General features: G+C 73.3%; 13 protein-coding genes. 3 read left to right on the top strand and 10 right to left on the bottom strand.

Annotation, left to right across the window (positions count from 1 at the left end):
* Positions 1–46: 46 nt before the first annotated feature.
* The 3 genes from BBH68_RS22030 to nsdA all read right to left on the bottom strand — a co-directional run bounded on the left by BBH68_RS22030 (position 47) and on the right by nsdA (position 3,392).
* Positions 47–385 (bottom strand): P-II family nitrogen regulator, encoded by a 339-nt coding sequence (locus BBH68_RS22030; protein ID WP_065965167.1) that lies wholly within the window; start codon positions 383–385, stop codon positions 47–49.
* Positions 382–1,674 carry an ammonium transporter gene (locus tag BBH68_RS22025; RefSeq protein ID WP_065965165.1) on the bottom strand — a complete coding sequence of 431 codons (1,293 nt, stop codon included), beginning with the start codon at positions 1,672–1,674 and terminating at the stop codon, positions 382–384. Before BBH68_RS22025 ends, BBH68_RS22030 begins: the two co-directional genes overlap by 4 nt.
* 218 nt (positions 1,675–1,892) lie before the next feature.
* A complete protein-coding gene (gene nsdA / locus BBH68_RS22020; protein ID WP_076970716.1) occupies positions 1,893–3,392 on the bottom strand; it encodes a transcriptional repressor NsdA in 1,500 nt (499 codons plus the stop codon).
* A gap of 433 nt (positions 3,393–3,825) precedes the next feature.
* Between nsdA and BBH68_RS22015 the strand changes: the two genes are divergently transcribed.
* Positions 3,826–4,497, top strand: coding sequence for a bifunctional DNA primase/polymerase (locus BBH68_RS22015; RefSeq protein WP_065965162.1), 672 nt, complete (start codon positions 3,826–3,828; stop codon positions 4,495–4,497).
* A 133-nt stretch (positions 4,498–4,630) separates the two neighbouring features.
* Here the strand turns inward: BBH68_RS22015 and ftsY are convergent, their stop codons facing one another.
* From ftsY to BBH68_RS21990, 5 genes are all read right to left on the bottom strand, one after another.
* Positions 4,631–5,848, bottom strand: a complete 1,218-nt coding sequence (gene ftsY / locus BBH68_RS22010; protein ID WP_065965160.1) for a signal recognition particle-docking protein FtsY — start codon at positions 5,846–5,848, stop codon at positions 4,631–4,633.
* 35 nt (positions 5,849–5,883) lie between these two features.
* The gene (locus BBH68_RS22005; RefSeq protein WP_065965158.1) at positions 5,884–6,552 is read right to left on the bottom strand and encodes a response regulator; all 669 of its coding nucleotides are present in this window, start codon (positions 6,550–6,552) and stop codon (positions 5,884–5,886) included.
* The gene (locus BBH68_RS22000; protein WP_245738212.1) at positions 6,549–8,684 is read right to left on the bottom strand and encodes a histidine kinase; all 2,136 of its coding nucleotides are present in this window, start codon (positions 8,682–8,684) and stop codon (positions 6,549–6,551) included. The genes BBH68_RS22005 and BBH68_RS22000 overlap by 4 nt, the downstream gene beginning before the upstream one ends.
* The gene (locus BBH68_RS21995; RefSeq protein ID WP_065965156.1) at positions 8,681–9,010 is read right to left on the bottom strand and encodes a hypothetical protein; all 330 of its coding nucleotides are present in this window, start codon (positions 9,008–9,010) and stop codon (positions 8,681–8,683) included. Before BBH68_RS21995 ends, BBH68_RS22000 begins: the two co-directional genes overlap by 4 nt.
* Positions 9,011–9,149: 139 nt before the next feature.
* Positions 9,150–9,539 (bottom strand): hypothetical protein, encoded by a 390-nt coding sequence (locus BBH68_RS21990; RefSeq protein ID WP_104531371.1) that lies wholly within the window; start codon positions 9,537–9,539, stop codon positions 9,150–9,152.
* Positions 9,540–9,775: 236 nt separating this feature from the next.
* On the opposite strand from BBH68_RS21990, the gene BBH68_RS21985 reads away from it, so the two are divergent.
* Complete coding sequence (locus BBH68_RS21985) at positions 9,776–10,765, top strand: LLM class flavin-dependent oxidoreductase (RefSeq protein ID WP_065965153.1); 990 nt, start codon at positions 9,776–9,778, stop codon at positions 10,763–10,765.
* Positions 10,766–11,016: 251 nt separating this feature from the next.
* Positions 11,017–12,741, top strand: a complete 1,725-nt coding sequence (locus BBH68_RS21980) for a transposase (protein WP_245738211.1) — start codon at positions 11,017–11,019, stop codon at positions 12,739–12,741.
* Here the strand turns inward: BBH68_RS21980 and BBH68_RS21975 are convergent.
* Both BBH68_RS21975 and smc read right to left on the bottom strand, forming a co-directional pair.
* Entirely contained in the window at positions 12,654–14,072 is a 1,419-nt protein-coding gene (locus BBH68_RS21975; protein WP_065965152.1) for a sugar porter family MFS transporter, read from the bottom strand. The genes BBH68_RS21980 and BBH68_RS21975 overlap by 88 nt on opposite strands.
* A 215-nt stretch (positions 14,073–14,287) precedes the next feature.
* Positions 14,288–17,881: a chromosome segregation protein SMC gene (gene smc / locus BBH68_RS21970; RefSeq protein WP_065965151.1), complete on the bottom strand. Its 3,594-nt coding sequence runs from the start codon at positions 17,879–17,881 to the stop codon at positions 14,288–14,290.
* Positions 17,882–18,162: the final 281 nt, after the last annotated feature.

Below are 18,162 nucleotides of genomic sequence, written 5' to 3'. Positions count from 1 at the left end.
TCACAGTCCTCGGTCACAGGGAGGAACGTCCGGGTGGTGGGGTTTCTCAGAGCGCGTCCGGGCCGCGCTCGCCGGTGCGCACCCGTACCGCCGTCTCGACGGGGACGCTCCAGACCTTGCCGTCGCCGATCTTGCCGGTGCGGGCCGCCTTGACCACGACCTCGATCAGGTCGTCGGCGTCGTCGTCCTCGACCAGCACCTCGACGCGGACCTTGGGCACCAGGTCGACGGTGTACTCGGCGCCCCGGTAGACCTCGGTGTGGCCGCGCTGGCGGCCGTAGCCGCTGGCCTCGGTGACGGTCAGGCCGTGGACCCCGAAGGCCTGCAGGGCCTCCTTGATCTCGTCCAGCCGGTGAGGCTTGACGACCGCGGTGATGAGCTTCACGCGTCCACCTTCTTGTTCTGCGGCGCGCCCGCGCCGACCTGGTCCTGGATGGTGGCCACCGTACGGCGCGCCACGTGGGAGCTGCCGACGGCGCTGAAGTCGTAGGCCGTCTCGGCGTGGTAGGCCTGGTCGAGGCCGCCGACCTCCTCGTCCTCACTGGCCCGGAAGCCGATGGTGACGTCGATCGCCTTGGCGAGGATCCAGGAGACGGCGAACGAGTAGGCCAGGACCGTGAAGGCGCCGAGCGCCTGCTTGCCGAGCTGGTTCAGGCCGCCGACGCCGTCGGTGGCGAGCAGGCCGACCAGGAGGGTGCCCAGAATGCCGCCGACCAGGTGCACGCCGACCACGTCGAGCGAGTCGTCGAAGCCCAGCTTGTACTTGAGGCTGACCGCCCAGGAGCAGACGACGCCGGCGACGAGGCCGATGATGATCGCGCCCCAGGCGTTGACGGCCGCGCCGGAGGGGGTGATGGCGACGAGGCCCGCGACGGCGCCGGAGGCCGCGCCGAGGGTGGTGAAGGCGCCGTGCCGGACGCGCTCGTAGGCCAGCCAGCCGAGCATGGCCACGCCGGTGGCGATCTGGGTGTTGAACGCCATGTTGGCGGCGGTGCCGTTGGCGGCGAGCGCGGAGCCGGCGTTGAAGCCGAACCAGCCGAACCACAGCAGGCCGGAGCCCAGCATCACCAGGGGGAGGTTGTGCGGCCGCATCGGGTCCTTCTTGAAGCCGATGCGCTTGCCGAGGACCAGCGCGCAGGCGAGGCCGGCCGCGCCCGCGTTGATGTGGACCGCCGTGCCGCCCGCGAAGTCGATCACTTCCTTCTTGAACAGCCAGCCGTCCGCCTGCCAGACCCAGTGGGCGACCGGGAAGTAGACCACGCTGACCCACACGGTGATGAACAGCGTCCAGGCCCCGAACTTGACCCGGTCGGCGACCGCGCCGCTGATCAGGGCGGGGGTGATGACCGCGAACATCAGCTGGAAGAAGGCGAAGGCGAAGACCGGGATCGCGTCGGGCTTGGCGCCCCAGAGCGTGTCGGGGTGGATGCCCTGGAAGCCGATGTGGTCGAGGTTGCCGAGCAGCCCGCCGCCGATGTCGTCACCGAAGGTGAGGGAGTAGCCGAACAGCACCCACAGGAGGCTGACGATCCCCAGCGCGATGAAGGACATCATCAGCATGTTCAGGGCGCTCTTCACGCGGACCATGCCGCCGTAGAAGAAGGCCAGGCCGGGCGTCATCAGCATCACGAGCGCGGCGCTGATCAATACAAACGCGGTATTTGCGCCATTCAATGTGGACGTCTCCTCGAAATGACGGCCCGTGCGGGCAGGACTGGCGGTGGGCCGGTTTTCGCCACGAGGTTGACGCAGCGCCGTTTCAGTCGATGCCGCTCGATGTTTCACGGCAGTGACGAAGGGCGCGGGAGTGTTACGCACTGATGAACCGGCACTGGACGGCCGAAAGCCCCGTTACCGTGGCGCGACCACGGAACGGGGCCGGGACCCGGGGGTCAGACCGCCCGGACGGACTCCCCCGTGTCCGGGGAGTCGCGCAGGTGGTCGGCGGCCAGCTCGCCGAGCCGGATCACCTCGGGGACGGTCCCGTAGTCGCGGACCGCGGTGTCCACGGTCTTGCGCAGCCGGTTGCCGACCCGCTCGGAGCGCACCCGCCGGGCGAGCGGCAGCACCTTCTCGGCGACCGCCGCGCACTGCTCGGGCTCCTTCTGGAGGAGGTGGACGGTGGCCAGGCCGATCAGGTTGAGCGCATACGAACGCTGGTGCCCGCCCTCCTGGTCCGCCTCCTGGCCGAAGAGCTCGACGGCGCGGTGCATCACGGGGTCGGCCAGCTTGGCGTAGGTGGGGCTGCGGCCTGCCACATAGGCGAGGTCGCGGTACGAGTGCGCGTTCTCCGCGTTGAGCTCGGCCTCGGAGAAGAAGCGGATCCAGTCCGGGTCCCCGTCGCCCGGGGCGCACTCGGCGAAGGCGTCCTCGGCCATCTTCACGGCGCGGTGGCACTTGCTGGGCTGGCCCATGTTGGCGTACGCCCGGGCCTCCATCGCATACAGCATCGCCTGGGTCCTGGGCGTCGCGCTCTCCCGGCTGCCGTACTGGGCGAGGTGGATCAGCTCCAGCGCGTCCTCGGGCCGCCCGACATGGATCATCTGGCGGCTCATGCTGGAGAGGATGTACGAGCCCAGGGGCCGGTCGCCGGACTCCTTGGCCGCGTGCAGGGCGAGGACGAAGTACTTCTGCGCGGTGGGCTGGAGCCCGATGTCGTAGCTCATCCATCCGGCGAGCTCGGCCAGCTCGCCCGCGACCTTGAACAGCCGCCGGGAGACCGGTTCGGGATGCGACTCCTGGAGCAGGTCCGTCACCTCGTGGAGCTGGCCCACCACGGCCTTGCGGCGCAGCCCGCCGCCGCACTGGGCGTCCCACTTGCGGAACATCACGATGGTGGACTCCAGCAGCTCCAGCTCCGGCCCGGAGAGCCGGGAGACCCGCCGGGAGCGGCCCGCCTCCTGCTGGGTCCGGCCACCGGCCCGGCCGGAGGGCGAGGGCACCAGCCAGCGCTGCATCGGCTCGATGAGCGCCGGGCCCGCCGAGAGCGCCAGGGAGGTGCCGAGGAAGCCCCGCCGGGCGAGCATCAGGTCGCTGCGCGAGAACTCGCCGATCAGCGTGACCGTCTCCGGACCGGCCCAGGGCAGGTCCACTCCGGACACGGACGGTGACCGGTGGGCCGTGCGCAGCCCGAGGTCCTCGATGCCGACCACACAGCCGAAGCGCTCGGAGAACAGCTCGGAGAGGATCTGCGGGATCGGCTCGCGCGGCTGCTCGCCGTCGAGCCAGCGGCGCACCCGGGAGGTGTCGGTGCTGATGTGGTGGGCGCCCAACTGGCGTGCTCTGCGGTTCACTTGGCGCGCGAGCTCGCCCTTGGACCAGCCGCTGCGCACGAACCACGAACCCAACTGCGCGTTGGGACGCTTGTCAGCACCGCCGCCGTTGTCGCCCACTGGAACGCCCCCATCCCACGATTCCGCTCGCACCGCGACCAGAATGCCCTCTGTCACGGTCAGTTGTCCCCGCGATCCACCGCATCAATCGCGGGAGACGGGGGGTTCATGCACTGAAAGTAATCTTACGATCACGCCTCCGGCGAGGAAGTTCGCGAAAACGCCACCATTCGCCACCCCTTCGAATGAACGCCACTGGCGATTCACGCGATTCACTTGACACAGGACGACCGGAAAACAGGTGGAGGGGTGCGCCCAGGGGCGCATGCGTGACGGCTCACCACCCACCGCGCCACGCCACACCGCCGCACGCGCATCCCCCGGGCCACGCATGGCTACGGAGCGCCATGACACGGCTCCACGCCGTAGCCGGACGCGGGTTTCGGCGCGGTTCGGTTCGTAACCATCGGCAGGGCGACCCGTTGGAGGGGGCATGGGCTTCACGATCGGCGGCATCCGGGACATGCGGCCGGGCTCACGGCGCCGCGGCCGCACGTCCGAGTGCACGACGGTGGCGGAGTACACCGGCCTGTGGGGATGGGACGTGGTGCCGGGCGCCCGCGCGGCCCGCGGCTCCGGCGGCAGCAGAAACGAATGTTCATGCGGCGCGGCCGACTGCGCCGCCCCCGGCGCCCACCCCCTCCCCCACGCGACCGCCGTCCCCGCGGGCGCCACCCTCGACGACGCGGCGGCGGCCTGGGAGCAGGTCCCGGGCGCCGCGGTGTTACTGCCCGTGGGCGCCTCGTTCGACGTCCTGGAGGTCGCCGAGCAGGCGGGCCGCTGCGCCCTGGTCCGGCTGGAGCGGATGGGGCTGCCGCTGGGCCCAGTGATCGCCACCCCGCGCGGGCGCGCCCAGTTCTTCGTCGCCCCGGGCGCCGCCGCGCGGCTGCCGCAGCTGCTCTACCGCATGGGCTGGGACGACGCCGACCTGGATCTGCGCTGTCTGGGGCCCGGCGACCACCTCACCGCCCCGCCCAGCGACCTCGGCGGCCTCGGCCCGGTCCGCTGGCTGCGCCCGCCCACGCTGGACACGGCGGGTCACCCGCCGCACGCCCGGCTGCTGCTGGGCACGCTCGCGTACGCCGCCCATCGCGCGCGCGGCTGAGACCCCGCCGTAGCCGGAAGACGCCCGCAGACGCCCGAAACGCCTCGGGCGCCCGGGGGGTCCCGGGCGCCCGAGGCGGATCAGAAAGGCGGGGCAGTCGCGGTCGGCCGCGGTGCGTGCGGGTGCGTCGCGGTCAGTCGCCGATCAGCGCGTCGACGAAGGCCTCCGGCTCGAACGGCGCGAGGTCGTCCGCGCCCTCCCCCAGGCCCACCAGCTTCACCGGCACGCCCAGCTCCCGCTGCACCGCCACCACGATGCCGCCCTTGGCGGTGCCGTCCAGCTTGGTGAGCACGATGCCGGTGATGTCCACGACCTCCGCGAAGACCCGCGCCTGCACCAGGCCGTTCTGCCCCGTGGTGGCGTCGAGCACCAGCAGCACCTCGTCCACCGCGCCGTGCTTCTCCACGACCCGCTTGACCTTGCCCAGCTCGTCCATGAGACCGGTCTTGGTGTGCAGCCGTCCGGCCGTGTCGACGAGCACGACGTCCGCGCCCTCGGCGATGCCCTCCTTGACCGCGTCGAAGGCCACCGACGCCGGGTCGCCGCCCTCCGGTCCCCGGACGGTGCGGGCGCCGACCCGCTCGCCCCAGGTCTGGAGCTGGTCGGCGGCCGCGGCGCGGAAGGTGTCGGCCGCGCCGAGGACCACCGACTTGCCGTCGGCGACCAGCACCCGCGCGAGCTTGCCGGTGGTGGTGGTCTTGCCGGTGCCGTTGACCCCGACGACCATGACGACGCCCGGCTTCTCCTCGCCGTTCACGCCCACGCCGCTCTCGGTGTGGACGGTGCGGTCGGCCTCGGTGCCGATCAGCTGGAGCAGCTCCGCGCGCAGCAGGCCGCGCAGCTCCTCGGGGCTGCGGGTGCCGAGCACCCTGACCCGATCGCGCAGCCGCTCCACCAGCTCCTGCGTCGGCGCGACGCCGACGTCGGCGGTCAGCAGGGTGTCCTCGATCTCCTCCCAGGTCTCCTCGTCCAGATGCTCACGGGACAGCAGGGTCAGCAGCCCCTTGCCCAGCGTGGTCTGGGAGCGGGCCAGCCGGGCGCGCAGCCGCACCAGCCGGCCGGCGGTCGGCTCGGGCACCTCGATCGCGGGTGCCTCCGGCTGCGCGGGCACGGTGGGCGCGGGGGGCGCCTCGGTGACCGGCAGATCCACTTCCTCGATGGTTCTGCGCGGCTCTTCGAGCGTCGGTTCCGCCTCCTCGCCGACGTGGGGCTCGGCGGGCGGCGCGGTGACGGACGGGCTGCTCGGCGGGGCCGGGGGCAGCCGCTTCTTCTTACGGCTGCCGATCACGAGCCCGCTGACCGCGGCGAGCGCGATCACAGCGATGACTACGGCAAGGATGACTTGTTCCATAACGCCCCCAGTATCAGCCAACGCGGCGCGGGCAGTCATTCACCTCCGAGCCCGGCCTCACGGGCCCGGACGATCGCCTGGGCGCGGTCGCGGACCTGGAGCTTGGCGAAGATGGAGCCGACGTGGTTGCGCACGGTCTTGTCCGTGACCACCAGCCGCTGGGCGATCTGGCGGTAGCCGAGCCCGGCCGCGAGCAGCTCCAGGACCTCGCGCTCCCGGGCGGTGAGGGTGGGGAACGCCTCCTTGGCCGAGGCGGTGCCGAAGGAGCCGAGCAGGGCGCCGAGCCGCTCGGCCATGCGCGGGCTGAAGACCGCGCCGCCGCGGGCCACGGTGTGCAGGGCGCGCAGGATCTCGTCGCGGCCCGCGCCCTTGAGGAGGTAGCCGCGGGCGCCGGCGCGCATGGCCGCCAGCAGGCTGTCGTCGTCCTCGGACATCGTCATGACCACCACCCGCGCCTCGGGGCGGGCGCACAGGATGCGCCGGGTGGCCTCCGTGCCGGACCGGCCGGGCAGGCCGAGGTCCATCACCACCAGGTCGGGCTCGGTGCGCTCGGCCTCGGCGACCGCCTCCTCGGCGGAGGCGGCCTGGCCGACCACGGTGAAGGCGTCGTCCAGGTTGACGGCGGCCGCCAGGCCCTCGCGGAAGAGCGGGTGGTCGTCCACCAGCAGGACGCGCCACTGCGGTCCTCCCGCGGCCGCGGTCACCGGTCCAGCACCTCTTCCCCGTGCCCCTCCCGGTCCGCGCCGCCCTCCCGGTCCGCGAGGTCCGCGCGGTCCGCGGGGTCCGCGCGGTCCTCCTGGTCGTCAGCGGTGAGCGGCAGGACCGCGTGCACCACCGTGCCCGTCGCGGATCCCGTCACCGAGCAGGTGCCGCCGATCTCCTCCGCGCGCTCGGTCACCGAGGCCAGCCCCACCCCGGGCACGGCCCCGCGCCGCAGCCCGCTCCCGTCGTCGGTGACCGTGACCTGGAGCGTGTCGGGGCCCGCGGTGAGCTGGATCCGCACCTGCCGGGCCCGGGCGTGCCGCACCGCGTTGGTCAGCGACTCGGCCGCGATCCGGTACGCGGCCGTCTCCACACCGGGCGACAGCGGCGGCAGCACGCTGGGCCGGGTGGCCACGGTCACCCGGGGTCCGGCGCCGCCCAGCCGCCGCGCCAGGTCCCGTACGGCCTTGGCCAGGCCGCGCTCGGCCAGGGCGGCGGGGGCCAGGCCCGAGGTGATCCGGCGGACCTCGACCAGGGCCTCGGCGAGGGTTTCGGCGGCCTCGCGGAGCTGGTGGCGGGCGGGGTGGTCGGGCGGGCAGGTGGTCTGCGCGATGTCCAGGCGCAGCCGTACGGCGGCGAGCTGGGGGCCGAGGCCGTCGTGGATCTCGCGCCGCAGCCGGCGGCGCTCCTGCTCGCGGGCGAGCACCAGCCGCTCCCGGGCCGCCTGGGCCTCCTCGGCCAGGCGCAGGGCCGCGAGCGCCGGGGCGGCCTGGTCGGCGAGCAGCGACAGCAGGCCACTGTCCCGCTCGGCGGGGGTGCCGGAGCCATCGCGGGCCACTTCCAGGCGGCCGACCGTACGGCCGTGGTGGCGCAGTACGAACGTCTGGACCGGGCCGGTGAGCGGCGCCCCTGCGGCGGCCAGCCGGCGGGGCCCGGCGCGGGTGTCGACGCTGACGGCGGCGCCCGAGACGCCGAGGTCCTCGACGGCGCTGCGGCAGATCTGCTGGGGCACCTCGCCGGGGTGGGGCGCCTGCTGGAGGCGTACGGCCAGGGCGCCGGCGGCCTCGTGGGGGCGGGCGCGGGGGCCGTAGAAGGCGCGCTCGACGCGCAGGGTCAGCCAGCGGGCGGTGGGCCGCAGGGCCCAGCCGAGGAGCAGCGCGCAGCCGACGGCGGTGGTGATCGCGCCGCCGCGCAGGGAGGGCAGTCCGGCCTGGACGGCGACGGCGGCGCAGACGACCACGGCGGCCAGCGAGGTCAGGACGAAGGCGCGGGCGAGGCGGTGGCTGGTGACGCGGTCCAGCCGCCATATGCCGGTGCGGGCGACGCCCAGGCAGATGGCGGCGGCCCACACGGCGCTGCCGACGGTGCGCGCCACGAGGGTGGGCGTGCCCTCGGCCCACTCCGCGAGCAGCAGGAAGACGCAGGACGGGTAGGCGGCGGCCAGCAGCGCCCAGTTGCGCCGCTCGGCGCCGTGGGCGACGGCGGCGCGGCAGCACAGCGCGCCCGTCACGACGGCGGCGACGGCGCGCAGGACCCATGGCTCCGCCGCGGCGTAGGTCTCGAGGTGGTCGAAGGCCCACTGTCCCCAGGCGGTGGCGAAGAGGGGGTTGGGCGCGGGGCCGGCCATCGGCTCGCTGATGAGCCAGAGCGCGGCGTAGCCCAGCCAGTAGGCGGAGGCGCCGGCGCTCATGGCCCACCACTGGCGGCGCCGCTGCGAGCCGCGCGGGAACAGCCACAGCGGCAGCAGCAGGACGGTCAGCGGGCGGCAGGCGATCCCGGCGGCCGCGATCAGCAGTTGGACCATCGCGCCCGCCGGTCCGAGGTCGGCCAGGCCCAGCAGGTCGGCGGCGGCGGAGGGCAGCAGCCACAGCGCGCCGGCCACGAGGAGGACGCTGCCGTAGCGGCGGGCGGAGCGCTCGGCGAGCAGGAGCACCCCGACGCCGACGACGGGGAAGCCCACGGCCACGCGGGTCAGCACGGCGGTGCCGCGGGGCTGCGGGCAGGACAGGGCCGGCCAGGGGTCGTTGATCCGCAGCAGGCCGGCCAGCCAGCCCGCGAGGACCACCACGAACAGGGCCGACACCCCGCCCGCGGCCTGCACGGCGCGGTCCTTGGGCTGGGCCTCGCGCCTCATCCCGTCCCGGAGAGCCGGGCGAGCCGGGCGGGGGCGGCGGCCTGGGCGGGCGTGGTGGTGCGGGCGCTGCCCCGGCCCCTGACCCACAGCGTGATGTAGGTGCCGCTGTGACCCGGCCGGCACTTGTACTCGTTCCACTTGTGGGCGTCCACGCCCTCCCGGCCGGCCTTGCGGCAGGCGCCGGTGGTGTGGAAGTGGCCGGCCTGCCGCCAGGCCGCGCTCTGCGTGGCGGCGGCGGGTGCCGCCGGGGCGGTCCCCAGGACGGCGCCGGTGAGCAGGACGAGCGCGGTCATGGCGTGGGCCCGGCGGGTGCGGGATGGGCTCATCTGCAGACCTCCTTGTTCTCCGGTCCGAGCACTACCCGCGGCGGGGCGGGTGAAGTGCGGCACGGGCCCGGGCCCACCCGAACCGGTGACCGGCCCGCACCCGCGTCCCGTTCCGGTTCCCGTCCGCGGGGTGCGGCGGTCACCACACCAGCAGCAGAATGGCGAAGGCGATCGACTCGGCTTCGATGTAGGGCACGCCGGACCGCATCAGGCTGAGCATGATCGGCTTGGCCGACCAGATCTCGAGGCCCTCCAGGAAGTGGGCGAGCCGGTGGGCGTGGCGGCGGACCACGGCGATCTCGCGGGGTCCGAGCCGGGTGAGCAGTTTGGTCAGCAGGTCGCCGCCGTGGCGCAGGGCGACGGTCAGCAGCCGCTGCCGTACGAGCCGTGCGTCGGCGGGGGCGGGGTCGGCCGGGCCGAAGAGCGCGGCCTTGGCCGCTTCGAGTTCCGTGGTGTCGCCGGCGGCCCGCCGCACCCGGGTGACGAGGTCGTCGATGTCGGATCCGGTGATGACCGGTGCCCGCGTCATGGTGGTCACGTGCCCCTCCGCTTCTGGTTGCCCCTTGGTGGGCCGTCCGCGTGATCGGCGGTGGCCGGCCCGAGCGGCGGGCCCGCCTGCCCCTACCGTCAGCCGCCCCGTGTCCCAGGCGCATGAGTCATCCGCCCCGCCCGCGCCCGGCGCCGGGCGGGCGCCGCTCCCTGTTTATTTGACGTACGGTCAGTTACCGTGCCCTGGCCCGCTCACCGCGAAGGGGGACGTCCGCCATGCCGGTCACGGTCGTACGGCTCAATCTCGTCGATCCGAACGCCACGCCCAAGGCGCTGTCCCGGCGCTACCGGGCGGCCGTCGAGATGGCCGCCTTCGCCGACGAGCGGGGCATCGACACCGTGCAGACGGAGGAGCACCACGGCGTGGCCGATGGCTGGCTGCCGTCCCCGCTGACCTTCGCGGGCGCGGTGCTGGGCGCCACCCGGCGGATCACGGTCACCGTCTCGGCGCTGATCACGCCGCTCTACGATCCGCTGCGGCTGGCCGAGGACATCGCCGTGCTCGACCTGGTGAGCGGCGGCCGTCTGATCACGGTGGCGGGCATCGGCTACCGGCCGGAGGAGTACGCGGGGCTCGGCAGGGACTGGGAGCGGCGGGGTCCGCTCCAGGACGAGGCGCTGGAGACGCTGCTCGCGGCCTGGACCGGCGAGCCCTTCGGCTACCGGGGCCGCATGGTGCGGGTCACGCCGCGCCCGTACTCCCGGCCGCATCCGGCGCTGCTGGTCGGCGGCAGCTCCAAGGCCGCCGCGCGCCGCGCCGCCCGGCTGGGCCTGCCGTTCTTCCCCAGCGCGCATCTGCCGGAGCTGGAGGCGTACTACCACGCGCGGCGCCTGCAGTACGGGACGGACGGCTGGTGTGTGATGCCACCCGCGCGGACCTCGCTGTTGCATGTGGCCGAGGACCCGGAGCGGGCGTGGGCGGTGGTCGGCCCGTATCTGCTGCACGAGGCGCGGACGTACGACTCGTGGCAGTCGGGCGGGGGCGTGCGGTCGGCCGTGCGCTCCCGGGCCGGGGACGTCGGGGCGCTGCGACGCGAGGGGGTCTACCGCGTGGTCACGCCGGAGGAGTGCGTGGCGCTGGCGGGAGAGGGGGGTGGCGCGGGGAGTCTGGTGCTGCATCCGCTGTGCGGCGGGATGCCCGTGGAGGAGGGCTGGCGCTCGCTGGGGCTGTTCGCGGAACGGGTTCTGCCCCGCCTCGGGGGGTGAGGCGGGGCAGAACCCCTGAAGGGTGAGGAGTGGGCGGCGGAAGGGTGCGGAACTGCTTCTGCTGAAGTGTGCTCAGGCGTGCTCTGGTGAGTGGGAGTGAATGCAAGCGGTCTTTGGTGTGACGCGTGTGGATGCTGGAACGCTTCGTGAGGCGAATGGAAATGTTGATGTCGAATGCGTGACCTCTTCGGTCGGGCTTCGTTGGGTCTGGGGAGGGGACGTCGGGACGGAGCCGGGCGGGGGTGTGTGGGATGAGCGGGCTGCGTGAGGTGGCCGAGCCGTTCGTTGTGTCCGACCCGGCCGGAGTGGCGATCCGTGCCCGGCTCAAGCGTCTCGCCGCGCAGGATGAGAAGGTTCTTGTGCTGGTGGGTGCGCATCTGGGTGCGCTCGCGTCGCGGGATCTTAAGGCGCGCTGCGCGGACGGTCTGGAGCACTGCGCAGATCGGTGGGCGGCGCGCAAGCGGGAGCTGACGCCGGTCTCGTCGGCGCGCTGGGCCGGAGCCATCACCAAGGCGTCGCACGACCAGTGGGCGCTGGCCCGCCGTTGCCAGCTCGCCCACATCCAGACTCTGGAGGCCGGGATTGCTGCGATCGCGCAGCGGCTGGCGCGGCCGGTCGGGGCGAAGGGGTCGAAGAAGGCTGCAGGCGGCTATCGCTCCCGTCAGGAGTGGTTCGCCAAGTCCCGCCGCCTCCAGGTGCTCCAGGACCGGCTGGAGCGGGAACGGGCCGACCATGCGGCCGGGACCGTGCACGTGGTCCGGGGCGGCAGGCGCCTGGCCCGCGCCCGCCACCACCTGGAGGCAACTGGGCTGACCGAGGCCCAGTGGCGTGAGCGGTGGGAGGCCGAGCGCTGGTTCCTGCAGGCGGACGGGGAGTCCGGGAAGCGGTACGGGAACGAGACCATCCGTATCACCCCCGACGGTGGGCTGAGTATCAAGCTGCCCGCTTTGCTGAAGGATCTGGCGAACGCCCCGCATGGCCGGTATGTCTTCACCGCGCCCGTGCGTTTCGTCCACCGGGGCACCGAGTGGGCCGACCGCGTCGAAGCGAACCGGGCCGTCGCCTACCGCATCCACTATGACACCGGCCGGAACCGCTGGTATGTGACCGCCTCGTGGCAGATTCCGCCCCGGGCGACGATCCCCCTGAAGACGGCCCTAGCCCACGGGCTGATCGGAGTGGACGCCAACGCCGACCACCTGGCCGCATGGCGCCTGGACGTACACGGCAACCCGATCGGCAACCCCCGGCGGTTCTTCTACGACCTGTCCGGCACCGCAGGCCACCGCGACGCCCAGGTTCGGCATACCCTGACCCGGCTGCTGCACTGGGCGCAGTCTTGTGGCGTGGCCGCGATCGCCATCGAAGACCTGGACTTCGCGGCGGAGAAGACCCGCGAGAAACACGGCCGCCGCAAGCGGTTCCGACAGCTTATCTCCGGAATGCCCACCGGCAGGCTCCGCGCCCGGCTGTCGGCGATGGCCGACGCCACCGGCATCGCGATCATCGCGGTCGACCCCGCGTACACCTCGAAGTGGGGTGCCCAGCACTGGCAAAAGCCCCTCACCACGAGAACCAGGAAAACCACTCGCCACGACGCGGCCGCCGTGGCGATCGGACGGCGCGCCCAGGGATGGCCGATCCGGCGACGGACGGCACCGCCCCCGCACGACCAGAGCGATCGTGCGGGGCATCGGACCGCCCAGGCCAGACCGGCCATCCCTGGGCGTGAGGGACCCCGCCCTCACGTACCCGGACTACGGACACGATCCGTGCGCGCCGGACGCGGAGCGAACGCGGGCAACCAGAACGCTCAGCACCGTTCGGAGCGTTCGGCTGAGCATGAGCCCTGGCATCAGGACTCACTCCCCTCAGTCCGTAGGAACGGTCAGCCCATCTCCTCCAACGCCTTGCCCTTGGTCTCCGGCACCCACTTGAGGATGAAGGGGATCGAGAGCGCGGCGAAAACGGTGTAGATGACGTACGTCGCCGACAGGTTCCAGTCGGACAGGCTCGGGAAGCTCGCGGTGATGGCCCAGTTGGCGATCCACTGCGCGGAGGCGGCGACGCCCAGCGCGGCGGCGCGGATCTTGTTCGGGAACATCTCGCCGAGCAGCACCCAGACCACCACACCCCAGGAGAGGGCGAAGAAGAGGACGAAGGCGTGGGCCGCGACCAGGGCCAGGACGCCCTGGGTGTGCGGGAGCTTGCCGTCGACCAGGTGCGCCGAGAAGGCCCAGGCCACCAGGGCGAGGGAGACGGCCATGCCGGCCGAGCCGATCAGCGCCAGCGGCTTGCGGCCGATCCTGTCGACGAAGATCATCGCGATGACGGTGCCGAGGATGTTGATGATCGACGTGGTGAAGGAGTAGAAGAACGAGCCGCTCGGGTCGACGCCGACGGACTGCCACAGCGTCGAGGAGTAGTAGAAGGCGACGTTGATGCCGACCAGCTGCTGGAAGACCGAGAGGCCGATGCCGATCCAGACCACCGGCAGCAGGCCGAACCGGCCGCCGAGCAGGTCCTTGAAGGTGGACTTGTGCTCGCTGCGCATGGCCTGCTCGATCTCGGCGACGCGCGTGTCGAGGTGGACGCCGTGGCCCTCGACCTCGGCCAGGACCTGCTTGGCGCGGTCGATCTTGCCGACGGAGATCAGGAAGCGGGGAGACTCGGGGATGGCGAAGGACAGCAGGCCGTAGAGCACGGCCGGGACGACCATCACGCCGAGCATCCACTGCCAGGCCTCGATGCCGGCGATGTGGCCGCGCTGGTCGCCGTCGGCGGCGTTGAGGATGCCCCAGTTGACGAGCTGGGACAGGGCGATGCCGATGACGATCGCGGCCTGCTGGAAGGAGGCCAGGCGGCCGCGGTACGCGGGCGGGGCGACCTCGGCTATGTAGGCCGGGCCGATCACGGAGGCCATGCCGATGCCGATGCCGCCGAGCACCCGCCATACGGCCAGGTCCCACAGGGCGAAGGGCAGGGCGGAGCCGACCGCGCTGACGGTGAACAGCACGGCGGCGATCTGCATGACGCGGATCCGGCCGATGCGGTCGGCCAGGCGGCCCGCGATGGCCGCGCCGATGGCCGAGCCGATCAGGGCGATGGCCACGACCTGGGCGAGGGCGGCGGAGCCGATGTCGTACCGGCCGCGGATGGCCTCGACCGCCCCGTTGATCACCGAGCTGTCGTAGCCGAAGAGGAAGCCGCCCATCGCGGCGGCGGCGGTGATGAAGATGACACGGCCGAGGTGTTCCGGCTGGGCGCCGCGGCCCTCGGATCCCCGCACCTGCACGGTGGTGGTCAACGTGAACTCCTGTGGCCCGCCCGGCAACGCTGCCGGGGTGGGGGGTGGCCTTCCAGCGGAGGCGCAGCCGAGGGGGGGGGTCGGCCACCACTTGAAGGTAAAAACGACGTTGCCGAGACTATTCCTTCAAGTTTCGAAGTCAATAGGGTGTGACCAACCAGTCGCCACAGGCCGCCTGGCCGTGCTTGATCGAATGACTTCAAGTATTGAAGCGCTTACCGCAGCCGCTGACTGATGACCTTCGACACCCCGTCGCCCTGCATCGACACCCCGTACAGCGCGTCGGCGACCTCCATCGTCCGCTTCTGGTGCGTGATCACGATCAGCTGGGAGCTCTCCTGCAGCTCCTCCATGATCCGGATCAGCCGCTGCAGATTGGTGTCGTCCAGCGCCGCCTCGACCTCGTCCATGACGTAGAACGGGCTCGGCCGCGCCTTGAAGATCGACACCAGCAGCGCCACGGCGGTCAGCGACCGCTCCCCTCCGGAGAGCAGCGACAGCCGCTTGACCTTCTTCCCCGGCGGCCTGGCCTCCACGTCCACGCCCGTGGTCAGCATGTTCTCCGGGTCGGTGAGCACCAGCCGGCCCTCGCCGCCCGGGAACAGCCGGGAGAAGACGCCCTCGAACTCGCGCGCCGTGTCCCGGTAGGCCTCCGTGAACACCTGCTCGACGCGCTCGTCCACCTCCTTGACCACCTGCAGCAGATCGGCCCGCGTCTTCTTCAGGTCCTCGAGCTGCTCGCTCAGGAACTTGTGCCGCTCCTCCAGCGCCGCGAACTCCTCGAGCGCCAGCGGGTTGACCTTCCCCAGCTGCTGGTACGCCCGCTCGGCGGCCTTCAGCCGCTTCTCCTGCTGCGCCCTGACGTAGCGCACCGGCTGGTTGCGCGGGTGGTCCGGGTCTTCTGGCAGCACCTCGCCCTCGGCCGGCGGGGACGGCGGCACCGGCTGGTCCGGTCCGTACTCGGCGATCAGCCCGGCCGGCTCGACGCCCAGCTCCTCCAGCGCCTTGGTCTCCAGCTGCTCGATCCGCAGCCGCTTCTCGGCGCCCAGCACCTCGCCCCGGTGCACCGAGTCGGTCAGCTTGTCCAACTCGCTCTTGAGCTCACGCCCGTGGTTGCGCTCGGCGACCAGCTCGCGCTCCCGCTCCGCCTTCGCCCGCTCGGCGGCGTCCCGCTCCTCCTCGGCCCGCACCAGCGAGACCTCCACATGCGCCAGCAGCTGCCGGGCGCCCGAGGCCACCGCCGAGGCCACCGCCGCCTCGTGGCGCAGCCGCGCCCGCCGCTGCTCGGCGCGCGCCCGCGCCTCGCGCTCGGCGCGCGCGCCCCGGTCGAGCGCGTCCGCCCGTCCCGCGAGCCCCTTGACCCGCTCCTCGTGCGTACGGACCTGGAGCCGCGCCTCCATCTCCGTCTGCCGGGCGTTCGCCCCGTCCGCCGCCAGCCGGTCCCGTACGGAGGTGTCCGGCTCCTCCTCACCGGGCTGCTCCTCCGCCACCGCCAGCCGCTCGGCCAGCTCCTCGGCCTCCTCGGTGGCCCTGGCCAGCGCCTCCTCCGCCTTGGCCACGGCCGCGGCCATCCGCTCGGCCTCGCCCGCCGCGGCCCGCGCCTGACCGCCCAGCCGCCCCAGCGACTGGGCGACCTGCGACTTCTCCCGGTCGGCCGCGCTGCGCCGGGCCGCCAGCTCCTCGACCCGCGCCGCGCACTCCGTCCGCCGCTCCGCCGCCGCCCGCTGCGCGCCGGTCAGCTCCTCGCACCGCACGGCGAGCTCCTCCAGCTCCGCCGCCGCCTCGTCGACCGAGGCCTGCACCTCCAGCAGGCTGGGCGCCCCGGCGGAGCCGCCCTGAGCGAAGTGCGCCCCCAGCAGATCCCCCTCGGCGGTCACGGCCGTCAACTCCGGCCTCTGCCCGACCAGTTCCTCGGCGTCCTCCAGCGTGGTGACCACCACCACGTCCCGCAGCAGCCACCGCACGGCCGACACCAGCCCCGGGGGCCCGCTCACCAGGTCCGCCGCGCGCGGCGCCGGGACACCACCGTCCGGCCCGGCCGCCCCGGCCCCGGCCCCGGCCCCGTCCGCGCCCGGGCCGCCGGCCGCCGCCGGGGCGCCGAGCAGGAGGGCCGCGCGGCCCGCGTCCTGTTTGCGGAGGAGGCGGATGGCGTCGGCCGCGGTCCGGGGGTCCGCGACGGCGATCGCGTCGGCCGCGGCGCCCAGGGCCGCGGCCACGGGGACCTCGAAGCCGGGGGTGACCGTCAGGATTTCGGCGGCCGGGCCGAGGAGGCCGGTCAGGCGGTCGGCGGCGCCCAGGAGGGCGCCCGTGCCGTCCTTCCGGCGCAGGCCGAGGGCCAGCGCGTCATGGCGGGCGGCGGTCGCGGCGCGCTCGCGCTCGGCGGCGGTCAGGGCCTCGCGGGCCGCCCGGTGGGCGGTCTCCGCCTCGGCCAGCTCCCGCTTGGCGGCCTCGTGGCGGTCGGCCAATTCCGCGTCGCCCGCGTCCAGTCCGTCGACCTCGGCGCGCAGCGCTTCGTACTCCTCCTGGGCGGCGGCCGCCCGCTGCCGGGCCTCGTCGCGGGCGGAGGCCAGCCGGTCGATCTCGGCCCGCGCCGAACCCGCCCGGCCCCGGGCGGCGTTCACCTGCCCCTGCAACCGGGCCAGCCCCTCGCGGCGGTCGGCGATGGCGCGGGCGGCGTCCTTCAGCCGGCGCTCCTCCATCGCCAGCTCGCGCTCCAGTTCGGCACGGTGCGCGACGGTGTCGTCCAGCGCCCGGCTCGCCGCCTCCAGCGCGGCCTCCAGCTCCGCCTCCTGTTCGCGGATCCGGGCCGCCTCGCGCTCCATGTCCTCCGGGTCGCGTCCGCGCCGCTCCTCACCGGGCGCGGAGGTGGCGCTCTTGACCCGGGCGTCGGCGAGGCTGATCGTGCCGCGCACCCGCTCGGCGAGCTGGGAGAGCTCGTACCAGGTCTGCTGGGCGTCCCGCAGCCGGGGCGCGAGCTGCCGGACCTGCTCCTCCAGGGCCGCCTCCCGCTGCTGCGCGGCGCGCAGCTCGGCCTCGGCCGCCTCCTTGCGCTGCTTGAGCGCGGCCTCGTCGGCGATCTCGGCACGCAGCGCCTCGCGCAGGGTCACCAGGTCGTCGGCGAGCAGCCGCAGCCGGGCGTCGCGCAGGTCGGCCTGGATGACCGCGGCCCGCCGGGCGACGGCGGCCTGCCGGCCGAGCGGTTTGAGCTGGCGTCGCAGCTCGTCGGTGAGGTCCTGGACGCGGGCCAGGTTGGCCTGCATGGCGTCGAGCTTCCGCAGCGCCTTCTCCTTGCGCTTGCGGTGCTTGAGCACCCCCGCGGCCTCCTCGATGAAGGCGCGGCGCCCGGTCGGGTCGGCGTGCAGGACGGAGTCGAGCTGGCCCTGGCCGACGATGACGTGCATCTCGCGGCCGATGCCGGAGTCGGAGAGGAGCTCCTGGATGTCCAGGAGCCGGCAGGTGTCGCCGTTGATCTGGTATTCGCTGCCGCCGTTGCGGAACATGATCCGCGTAATGGTCACTTCGGCGTATTCGATGGGCAGCGCGCCGTCGGAGTTGTCGATGGTGAGGGAGACCTCGGCGCGGCCGAGCGGGGGGCGGCCGGTGGTCCCGGCGAAGATGACGTCCTCCATCTTCCCGCCGCGCAGCGACTTGGCACCCTGCTCCCCCATGACCCAGGAAAGCGCGTCCACCACATTGGACTTGCCCGAACCATTGGGGCCGACGACGCAGGTGATACCCGGCTCGAAGCGCAGCGTCGTGGCGGAGGCGAAGGATTTGAAGCCTCGGAGGGTCAGGCTCTTGAGATGCACGCCTTTGGACTTTACCTCCCGTGTCTCACCCGGCACCCTCGTTCGGCCGTGGCGCCGCGCGGCGGTCCCCTCCGTGTTCTCCCCGGTAGTTCCCCCGGCGATCTCCCCGGGTTCTCCCCGGCGATCTTCCCGGATTGCTTTCCTCGGTTTCACCGGTGAGGGGGAGGGGCACATCAGACGGTAAGGAAGCGCGGCCGGCCGCCGCGGAAACGACGAAGGGACGCCATCGGGCGTCCCTTGCAGATTCTCAAGCGGCTGACGGTGCAGCCCGACCGGCCCGG

Source organism: Streptomyces sparsogenes, assembly GCF_001704635.1.
Taxonomy (GTDB): domain Bacteria; phylum Actinomycetota; class Actinomycetes; order Streptomycetales; family Streptomycetaceae; genus Streptomyces; species Streptomyces sparsogenes.
This window is presented reverse-complemented; position numbering and strand designations above follow the sequence as displayed.